The following is a 9300-nucleotide window of genomic DNA, read 5'->3' as shown; positions in this document are numbered from 1 at the left end:
GAGGCGCCGGAGTGGGGCTGGACGTTGGCGTACTCGGCGCCGAACAGCTCCTTGATCCGGTCGATGGCGATCTGCTCGGCGACGTCGACGTGCTCGCAGCCGCCGTAGTAGCGGCGGCCGGGGTAGCCCTCGGCGTACTTGTTGGTCAGGACCGAGCCCTGGGCCTCCATGACCGCGAGCGGGGCGAAGTTCTCGCTCGCGATCATCTCCAGGGTGGACTGCTGGCGGTTCAGCTCGGCGTCGACCGCGGCGGCGACCTCCGGGTCGAGCTCATGCAGGGGCGTGTTCAGGACGGTCATCTGCGGCTTCCTAACGTCCGGCATTCAGCGGAAGACCACCGTGTGGTGGCCGTTGAGCAGCACGCGGCTCTGGCTGTGCCACTGCACGGCCCGCGCCAGGACCTGGGCCTCGACGTCCTGACCGATGGTCACGAGTTCGTCGGGGTCGCGGGAGTGGTCCACGCGGACGACGTCCTGCTCGATGATGGGGCCTTCGTCGAGGTCCGGTGTGACGTAGTGGGCCGTGGCGCCTACCAGCTTGACGCCCCGTTGGTAGGCCTGGAGGTAGGGCCGGGCGCCTTTGAAGCTGGGCAGGAAGGAGTGGTGGATGTTGATGGCCCGGCCTTCGAGCTGCTTGCAGAGGTCGTCGGAGAGGATCTGCATGTAGCGGGCCAGGACGACCAGGTCGATGTCCAACTCGCGGACGAGTTCGAGGAGTCGGGCCTCGGCCTCGGGCTTGGTGTCCCTGGTCACCGGGATGTGGTGGAAGGGGATGCCGTAACTGTCGGCCAGGCCCTCGAACTCGCGGTGGTTGGAGACGATCGCCGGGATCTCGATGTTCAGCGAGCCGGCCCGCTTGCGGAACAGCAGGTCGTTCAGGCAGTGCCCGAACTTGGAGACCATGATGAGCGCGCGGGTGGGGGCGTGGGCGTCGCACAGCCGCCAGTCGATGCCGTACGCCTCGGCCACCGGTGTGAAGTCGGCGCTGAGCCACTCCACCGAGGCCTTCGGGTCGGAGACGTCGAAGTGCACGCGCATGAAGAAGCGCCCCTGGCGCCGGTCGTCGAACTGCCTGCTCTCCAGGATGTTTCCGGAATGGGTGACGAGGAAGCCGCTGACGGCGTGGACCAGTCCGGCCTGGTCGGGACAGGAGAGGGTGAGGACGAACTCGCGGCCTGTGTGGGGGCGAGGGGGCATGGCATCCTCCAGCAGTGCGTCATGAGCAACAGTGCGAGCGATACGCAACATGGTCCAAGCGTGAGGGGGTCTGGTCAAGGGCGTCACCACCCCGGTTGTGTTGTGTATGGAGAAAAACTCTGCTCAATGAGCAACGCTGTCGGGCAACGACTGCTCGAACCAGACGACTTTGCCGGTGCTCAGCCGAGTCGCGCCCCAGCGCTCCGACAGCTGGTCGACCAGGAACAGTCCCCGGCCGCCCTCGTCGCTCAGCCGGGCGTGCCGCATCCTCGGCACCACCGGCGAGTCGTCCCCGACCTCGCAGCGCAGCACGTCCGTGCAGAGCAGGCGCAGGGTGATCGGGCGGGACGCGAAGCGCACGGCGTTCGCCACCACCTCGCTGACCATGAGCTCCGTGGTCTCGATCAGCGAGTCGAGGCCCCAGCGGTGCAGCGTCCGCCGGGTCAGCCGTCGGGCCTGGCCGGCGGTCTGCGGTCGCGGTGCCATGTACCAGTACGCGACGGTCTCCGGCAGGATGCCCTCGAACCGGGCGGCGAGCAGGGCGACGTCGTCGTCCCGGTCGCCCTTGCCCAGCGCGCCGAGGGCCGCGTCGCAGAGGGTCTCCAGCGCCGGGGGAGTGCCCTGCGTGGCGGCCGTACGGAGCCGGGCGCGCAGGTTCTCGACGCCGGTCAGCACGTCGGAGTCGCGGGACTCGACCAGGCCGTCGGTGTAGAGCAGCAGGGTCGCCCCGGCCGGGGCGTGGATCTCGGTGGACTCGAAGCCGCCGCCGCCCACACCGATCGGCGGCCCGGGCGGGACCGACAGGATCTCGCCGGTTCCGTCGGGACGCAGCAGCACCGGCGGCAGATGGCCGGCGTTGGACACCAGCAGCCGCTGGAGGACGGGGTCGTAGAGGGCGTACAGACAGGTCGCGGTGTGCTCGGTGCCGAGGCGACCGGCCTGTTCGTCGAGGTGGTGCAGCACCTCGTCGGGCGGCAGGTCGAGCAGGGCCAGGGTCTGCACGGTGGTGCGCAACTGCCCCATGATCGCGGCGGACGTCATGGAGTGGCCCATCACATCGCCGATCACCAGGGCGACCCGGTTGCCCGGCAGCGGGATCGTGTCGTACCAGTCGCCGCCCACCTGCGCGGTCCGTGAGGCCGGCAGATAGCGGCTGGCCAGCCGGACGCCGGGCGGCTCGGGGAGCGACGGCGGGAGCATGGTGCGCTGGAGCGTGTCGGCGACGGACGCCTCACGGGCGTACAGCATCGCCTTGTCGATGCCGAGCGCGGTGTGGGTGGCGAGCTGCGAGGCGACCAGCAGATCGTCGTCGGTGAAGGGGTGCCGGCCGGTGCCGCGCAGGAGGACGACGCTGCCGAGGACGTGGCTGCGCCCGTGCAGCGGGGCGAGGATCAGGCGCCGCCCGGGCGGTGGCGTCGTGCCGACACTCGCCGGGCCCAGCAGCTCGGCCACCGTGGCGGCCGCGTTCGGCGCGTCCCCGAAGACGGGCCGGCCGTCCCTCAGCCGCGTGGCCAGCGGACCGCCCACGGCCGGATGCGCGGCCTCGGTCGCGGAGGCCGGCGCCTGCGGGGAGGTCTGTCGCGTGGTGTGCAGCCTCAGGACGCCGGGGGCGGGGGTGGTCTCGTCGCCCACCGGCAGCGGGTCGTACAGATGAACGAGTGCCGTGTCGGCGAAGGCCGGGACGGCCGCCCGGCACAGCTCCGACAGGGTCTCGTCGAGGTCCATGCCGCGGGCGATGCTGCGGGTCGCCGCGTCGAGATACCGGAGCCGGTCCGTCTGCGGCTCGGCCGGGCGCGTCTCGTCGGCGCGGTCACCGGGGACGGACGCCGGGCCGGGGCGCCTCGGCCGGCGGGCGGGCGTGGCGCGCCCCTGCGCACCGGCCGCTTTTCTGCCGGTGCGCTTGCCGGTCCCGAGGCGCTTCGTCATGTGTGTCCTTCCCGCCGCGTGCCCGCGCGGAGCAGGGTCGTCAGGCGCGCCGCCGTCGGCAGCGCAGGAAGATCTGCACCTCGGGCTGGACGTCCGCGGAGGCCGGGGCGTAGGTGAACGAGGACTCGTCGACGATCTCGAAGCCCGCGGTCTCGACGACCTCGCGCAGCTCCTCCCTGAGGTAGCCGGAGACCCGGATGCTCTCCCCGATGAACGGGATGGAGAAGTCGTCGACGTCCGCCTCCACCATCGACAGCGCGAACAGACCGCCCGGCACCAGCAGGTGGTGGATGGTCCGCAGGGCCGGCGGGATCTCCGCGCGCGGCAGCATGAGCAGCGAGAAGAAGGCCGCCACCGCCTCGAACCGGCCGAGATCCAGCGGGCCGCCGGGCCGCAGGTCGGCGATGTCCGCCTGGCGGAACTCCGCGGCGGGCACGTTCCTGCGCGCCAGCGCCACCATCCCGTCCGACAGATCGACACCGACGACCGCCAGGCCCGCCTCCGCCAGCTGAAGCGCGGTCGGAATGCCGGTGCCGCTCCCCAGATCGAGCGCGCGGGACCCGGTCGGCAGCGACCGGATCAGCCACTCGGCTGCGGCGACCTGCCCCTCCTTGTGCGGGAAGGCCTCGTCGTAACGGTCACCGAGGGCGTCGAAGGCCGCGGCCTGACCGGTACGGTCGAGCCGCAGATTCGCGTAGCCGGAGTCGTCGGCGGGGCTGCTCACAGGAGTTCTCCTTCGGTGCCGCTATAGGCGAGTTTTTCATATTTGCACCGTCGAGGATGAGGCGTGGACAGCAGCACTGTCCGCTCGGCCCGTCCCGGGGGCCACCGCGCCGCTCAGGTCCCGATGCCCGCCGTCCTGGTCACCGCCGTGGTGGGCGGAACGCGGGCCCCGTGACTCCCCGGCAGACCCCGCACGCGGCGCTCGACACCGGCAAGCCGCCTCGCTGGCCGTCGCCAGCCGACGGTCACGGGTTCGAGGGCGGTGCGCTCGCGGAGCTCGCCGAGGCCGTCCTCCGCCGCGGGCGCGGACGCGATTGCGTGCCCGGCACAGGGTGCGCAGCCCGCTGCAGTCGATGAAGGACACCTGCCTCAGGTCCAGCACCAGGTCCGGGGAAGGCGGTACTCATGCCTCTGATCATGTTCGAGGCCCACGAGGATTCAGCGCCCTGCCACCCGCAGCGGGCCGTCGGCGGCACGGCGAGATCGACCTGTGCACAGGGCCACCGCTGTCGGCCCGTCTCGATGCCCTGACACCCTGTTCCCCAGCGCCCCGGTGTGGCGGAGATGGTGCCGGTCCCCTGCCGGACGGGGCCCGACCGGCCCAAGCGGAGGGCGGTCACCCGGGCCAAAGCTGAACAGGGGGCACAGCGGGGGACGGGCGGAGGGCCGGCGACAACGGCCCGGTCCTCCCCGGGCCGCTCCGGCGGCCCGGCACCAGCAGGAGGTGAGTGGTCGTGGCCGACACGACATCATCCGGTACGGCGGCCGGCCGCACCGAACATCCCGGAGGCGACCTCGGACGCCGCCTCATGCAGCGCCGCAGGGAGCTCGGGCTGACCCGGGCCGACGCGGCCGACCGGGCCGGTGTCTCCTCTTCCTACCTCCGGTATCTGGAGGAATCGTCCTCCGCCGCGCCGGGCAGGAGCGTTCTGCTCCGGCTCGCGGGGGCACTGGGGACCAGCGCGTCCGTACTCACCGGCGGCGCGGCCGAGGCCCCACCGGGCCGGGGACAGGCCGCCCGCGGTGCCGGGCTGGTCGCGCTCGGCGGCGAGGAATGCCGACGCCGCCTCGGTACGCACGGCGTGGGCCGCCTCGCGCTGACCACCGCAGACGGCCCGACGGTCCTGCCGGTCAACTACTCCGTCGTCGACGGAGTGATTGCCTTCAGGACGACACCCGGCACAGTCCTCTGCGAGGCCTTGGGCCGGCGGATCGCCTTCGAGGTCGACCACATCGACGAGGCCATGAGCCGGGGCTGGAGTGTGCTCGTACGCGGCCGGGCCCGGCGCGCCGAGGACCCCGCCGCCGTCCGCCGGCTGACCCGACAGGCGTACAGCGCACCCTGGGCGGGTGGCCGACGCGACCTGTGGGTGTGGGTCGACGCCGACGAGATCACCGGTCGTGAGATCAGGGAGGATCCGACGTCCGGCAGCTGACCGCACGACGGTCACGGTACTGAACAGGCCCTGTGCACAAGGACGTTCGGCCCTCCACTCCAGGTCTCACAGCCCCTGCGGCTCCGCTCGCCGCGGCGGGACATTGAGGGTGCGACGAACGTCGTCGAGTGCCCGAGCATCACCCCTGGAAGGGATGAGCACCATGGCCGTTCACGATCACCCGCACCGTCACCCGGGATTCCGCTTCCCGTCCCTGCGAAAGAGTGGGACGGCGAGCCCCTCGACCGAGACGAGCGCTGCCGCGGCGACGGCGACGAGCGCGTACGTTCTGGCCGGGCTGCGCATCCTGACCGGGTTCGTCTTCCTGTGGGCGTTCCTCGACAAGACCTTCGGCTTCGGGTACGCCACCCCGTCCGGCAAGGGCTGGATCGACGACGGCTCGCCCACCAAGGGCTTCCTGAGCGGGGTCGCCGCCGGCCCGATGGAGTCCACCTTCCACGACTGGGCCGGGGCGGGCTGGGCGGACTGGCTGTTCATGCTCGGTCTGCTCGGCATCGGCCTCGCGCTGATAGCGGGCGTCGCGCTGCGGCTCGCCGCGTTCGCCGGTACGGCGATGATGGCGCTGATGTGGATCGCCGAGTGGCCTCCGGCCAGGCACCTGTCCGACGGGTCGGTCAGCATGTCGACCAACCCCTTCGCCGACTACCACCTCGTGTACGCCGTCGTGCTGATCGCCCTCGCGGCCGCGGGCGCCGGTGCCACATGGGGACTGGGCAGGGCCTGGGCCCGGCTGCCCTTCGTCAGCCGCAACCGCTGGCTGCTCTGACCGGAACCGCCGGCTGATCGAAGTGACCGGCCATGACTTGGGCCCCGCCGTGGAGACGGCGGGGCCCCGGTCGTGTGCTCAGAGGTCCGGGACGGCCTCCGTCGTGGTGAGCAGCATCCCGGTCACCAGATCGGGGCGGATGCGGACGGCGTAGTCCATTGTCTGCTCCACCCAGGGCCGCAGCATCGTCCGGTACCGGGCCAGTTCACGCGGGTCGGTCACCAGATGCGCGTATCCCGTGACGACGACGCTCCAGCCGAGATGGGTGTCGGGGTCGATGACGTCCGCCTCGTAGGCGACCACCACTCCCTCGCCGTCCGCCTGGCGGGTGTGCGAGGTCAGGGCCGCACCCTCGTGGGTACGGATGACGATGTCCCCGCCGTCCACGACGTGGTTGACGGGGCGGATCTGCGGCAGCGCGTGACGGGTGAAGACGACCCGGCCCAGGGACACCCCGCCGAGCAGTCTCAGGGCTTCGGAACTGTCCAGTTCCCTCTTGATGGTCATGAGGTCTTCCAAAGGGGCCGCGGCGCCGACTGTGCGATCCGCCGGAGAGTGGGGGACGGATCCGATGGAACGCCCCCTGTTCCGCGGAGGCTAGGGCCGGATGGCCCTGGTCTTTGGGCCCGAGGGCGAGAAGGATCTCAGGGAGAAGCCGAAGACACACGCGACGAGGAGCGTTCGATGGCGGACGGCGCTGGACAGCCCGGCCCCGAGGACCCGATCAGGGTCTTCCTGCTGGACGACCACGAGGTGGTACGACGCGGGGTGCGCGACCTGCTCGACGACGAACCGGACATCACGGTCGTCGGCGAGGCCGGCACCGTCGAGCAGGCCCTGGTGCGGGTCCCCGCCCTGCGCCCCCAGGTCGCCGTCCTCGACGTACGCCTCCCGGACGGCGACGGCGTGACCGTCTGCCGGGAACTGCGCTCCCGCATGCCCGAGCTGGTCTGTCTGATGCTGACCTCCTTCGACGACGAGGAGGCCCTGCTGGACTCGATCATGGCCGGGGCGTCCGGATACGTCCTCAAGCAGATCCAGGGCTCCGACCTGGTGTCCGCCGTGCGCACGGTCGCCGCGGGCCAGTCGCTGCTCGACCCGTCCGCCACCACCAAGCTGATGACCCGGCTGCGCGAGGGCGAGAAGCAGGAGGCGGAGCCCGAGGCACTGCCAGGCCTGACGGAGCGGGAACGGGAGATCCTGGCCCTGATCGGCGAGGGCCTCACCAACCGGCAGATCGGGCAGCGGCTGTATCTCGCCGAGAAGACCGTCAAGAACCACATCTCCCGGCTGCTGGCCAAGCTGGGCGTGGAGCGCCGTATCCAGGCCGCCGTCATCGCCACCCAGGCCCAGGACCGGCTCCGGCAGGAAGGCCGCTGAACCGAAGGGCTCCGCGGACTCCCGGGGCTCGCGTACCGCTGGATGCGGCGGGCCGATACCGTGGCAGGAGAGTCGCACGGCCGGCCCCCGCAGGGCGTACGGGACCTGGAGGAACGCAGGTGGGAAGCTCCGAGGAGTTCTCGATGGCCCGGGTGCGGCTGCCGCAGCTGAGGCTGGACGAGCTGCTGGAGGAATTGCAGGCGCGTCTCGACGCGGCCCGTGGCACCCGCGACCGGGTGCACAGTCTGCTGGAGGCGGTCCTCTCGGTGGGGCGCGAGCTCGACCTGGAGCAGGCGCTGCGCAGCATCGTGGAGGCCGCGGCGGTGCTGGTCGACGCGCGGTACGCGGCGCTGGGTGTGATCGGCTCGGACGGCAAGCGGCTCTCGGCGTTCCACACGGTCGGGGTCAGCGAGGAGCAGATCGCCCGGATCGGCCCCTATCCCGAGGGGCACGGCATCCTCGGTGAGTTGATCACCCATCCCGAGCCGTTGCGGCTGGTGAAGCTCTCCGAGCATCCGGCCTCGTACGGCTTCCCGGCACACCATCCGCCCATGAACACCTTCCTGGGCGTCCCGATCCGGGTGCGCGACCAGGTGTTCGGCAACCTGTACCTGACGGAGAAGCGGGGCGGGGCGCAGTTCGACGAGGAGGACGAGTCGGTGCTGTCGACGCTGGCCGTCGCCGCCGGTGTGGCCATCGACAACGCCCGGCTGTACGAGGAGTCCCGGCTGCGCGAGCGCTGGCTGCGGGCCACCGCCGAGATCACGCACAGTGTGATGTCCGGCAGTGAACGCGGCGAGGTTCTGCGGGTGATCGCCGAACGGGCCCGGGAGATCACCGCCGCCGCGCTCGCGCTGGTCGCGGTCCCGGTGGAGGGCACCGGCTCGCTGGCGACGGAACTGGCCATAGGGGAGGGCGCCGACGCCTATCGGGGCCTGCTGGCGCCCGTGGACGACGGGCTGATCGGCCGGGCCTTCTCCAGCGGAGTGCCCGCCACCGTCGCCGACGTCGCACGGGACGCGTGGATATCGGCCGTCCCGTCGGGCGTCGCCGGGCTCGGGCCCGCGGTCGCCGTACCCATCGGCACGGGCGAGGGCGTACGGGGTGTCGTCCTGCTGGTGCGGGAGGCCGGGCACACCGTGTACTCCGGGCAGGAGATCGAGCCGCTCCAGGCCTTCGCCGCGCAGGCCGCGGTCGCCATGGAGCTGGCGGACCGCCGGCGGGACGCCGCCCAGATCGCCGTCCTCCAGGACCGTGACCGGATCGCCCGGGACCTGCACGACCTCGCGATCCAGCGCCTCTTCGCCACCGGCATGACCCTCCAGAGCGCGGGCCGTTTCATCGACCACTCCGAGGCGTCCGAGCGGGTGGCGCGGGCGGTGGACGACCTCGACGAGACCATCAAGATCATCAGGTCGACCATCTTCGGCCTGCGCTCGCGCGAGGACACCCCCGGCTCGGGACTCCGCGCCCGCGTGGTGCGGGTCGTCGGGGAGGCGGCACCGGTGCTGGGCTTCGCGCCGAGCGTGCGCATGGAGGGCCTGCTGGACACCCATGTGCCGAAGGACGTCGCCGAGCACGCGGTGGCCGTCCTCTCCGAGGCCCTGACCAACATCGCCCGGCACGCGCGGGCGACGCGCGCCGACGTGGTCCTGGAGACGGACGGCCGAGATCTGCGGCTGACGGTCTCCGACGACGGCGTGGGCATCCCGGCCGGGGGCCGCCGCAGCGGGCTGCGCAACATGGCGGAACGCGCCGAACAACTCGGCGGGGAACTGGAGTCGGCCTCTCGGTCCGGCGGCGGTACGACGCTCGTGTGGCGCGTTCCCGTCCAGGAAAAGTAGCGCGGGGC

8 protein-coding genes and 2 pseudogenes are annotated in these 9300 nt (G+C 71.8%); 4 read left to right on the top strand and 6 right to left on the bottom strand.

Annotated elements, in window-relative coordinates; genetic code table 11:
• The 5 genes and pseudogenes from ACIHIX_RS37390 to ACIHIX_RS37370 all read right to left on the bottom strand — a co-directional run.
• Positions 1-299 (bottom strand): annotated as a pseudogene (locus tag ACIHIX_RS37390) (serine hydroxymethyltransferase); the annotation flags it as partial.
• 24 nt (positions 300-323) lie between these two features.
• The gene (purU, locus tag ACIHIX_RS37385) at positions 324-1196 is read right to left on the bottom strand and encodes a formyltetrahydrofolate deformylase (RefSeq protein WP_399964297.1); all 873 of its coding nucleotides are present in this window, start codon (positions 1194-1196) and stop codon (positions 324-326) included.
• Between the two features lie 123 nt (positions 1197-1319).
• Positions 1320-3122 carry a SpoIIE family protein phosphatase gene (locus tag ACIHIX_RS37380; RefSeq protein ID WP_399964294.1) on the bottom strand — a complete coding sequence of 601 codons (1803 nt, stop codon included), beginning with the start codon at positions 3120-3122 and terminating at the stop codon, positions 1320-1322.
• 40 nt (positions 3123-3162) lie between these two features.
• Positions 3163-3846: a class I SAM-dependent DNA methyltransferase gene (locus ACIHIX_RS37375; protein ID WP_399964292.1), complete on the bottom strand. Its 684-nt coding sequence runs from the start codon at positions 3844-3846 to the stop codon at positions 3163-3165.
• 303 nt (positions 3847-4149) lie between these two features.
• Positions 4150-4227 (bottom strand): annotated as a pseudogene (locus ACIHIX_RS37370) (STAS domain-containing protein); the annotation flags it as partial.
• Between the two features lie 352 nt (positions 4228-4579).
• Between ACIHIX_RS37370 and ACIHIX_RS37365 the strand changes: the two are divergent.
• Complete coding sequence (locus ACIHIX_RS37365) at positions 4580-5281, top strand: helix-turn-helix domain-containing protein (RefSeq protein ID WP_399964290.1); 702 nt, start codon at positions 4580-4582, stop codon at positions 5279-5281.
• Between the two features lie 163 nt (positions 5282-5444).
• Complete coding sequence (locus ACIHIX_RS37360; protein ID WP_399964288.1) at positions 5445-6068, top strand: hypothetical protein; 624 nt, start codon at positions 5445-5447, stop codon at positions 6066-6068.
• 78 nt (positions 6069-6146) lie between these two features.
• Here ACIHIX_RS37360 and ACIHIX_RS37355 read toward each other — a convergent pair whose 3' ends face one another.
• On the bottom strand, positions 6147-6575 hold the full coding sequence (locus tag ACIHIX_RS37355) for a pyridoxamine 5'-phosphate oxidase family protein (protein ID WP_399964286.1): 429 nt from the start codon (positions 6573-6575) through the stop codon (positions 6147-6149).
• Positions 6576-6752: 177 nt separating this feature from the next.
• Between ACIHIX_RS37355 and ACIHIX_RS37350 the strand changes: the two genes are divergently transcribed.
• A complete protein-coding gene (locus ACIHIX_RS37350) occupies positions 6753-7448 on the top strand; it encodes a response regulator (RefSeq protein WP_399964284.1) in 696 nt (231 codons plus the stop codon).
• Between the two features lie 143 nt (positions 7449-7591).
• Entirely contained in the window at positions 7592-9292 is a 1701-nt protein-coding gene (locus ACIHIX_RS37345; protein ID WP_399964299.1) for a GAF domain-containing protein, read from the top strand.
• Positions 9293-9300: the final 8 nt, after the last annotated feature.

The sequence above is a fragment of the Streptomyces sp. NPDC051913 genome (genome assembly GCF_044593635.1).
Taxonomy (GTDB): Bacteria; Actinomycetota; Actinomycetes; order Streptomycetales; family Streptomycetaceae; genus Streptomyces.
This window is presented reverse-complemented; position numbering and strand designations above follow the sequence as displayed.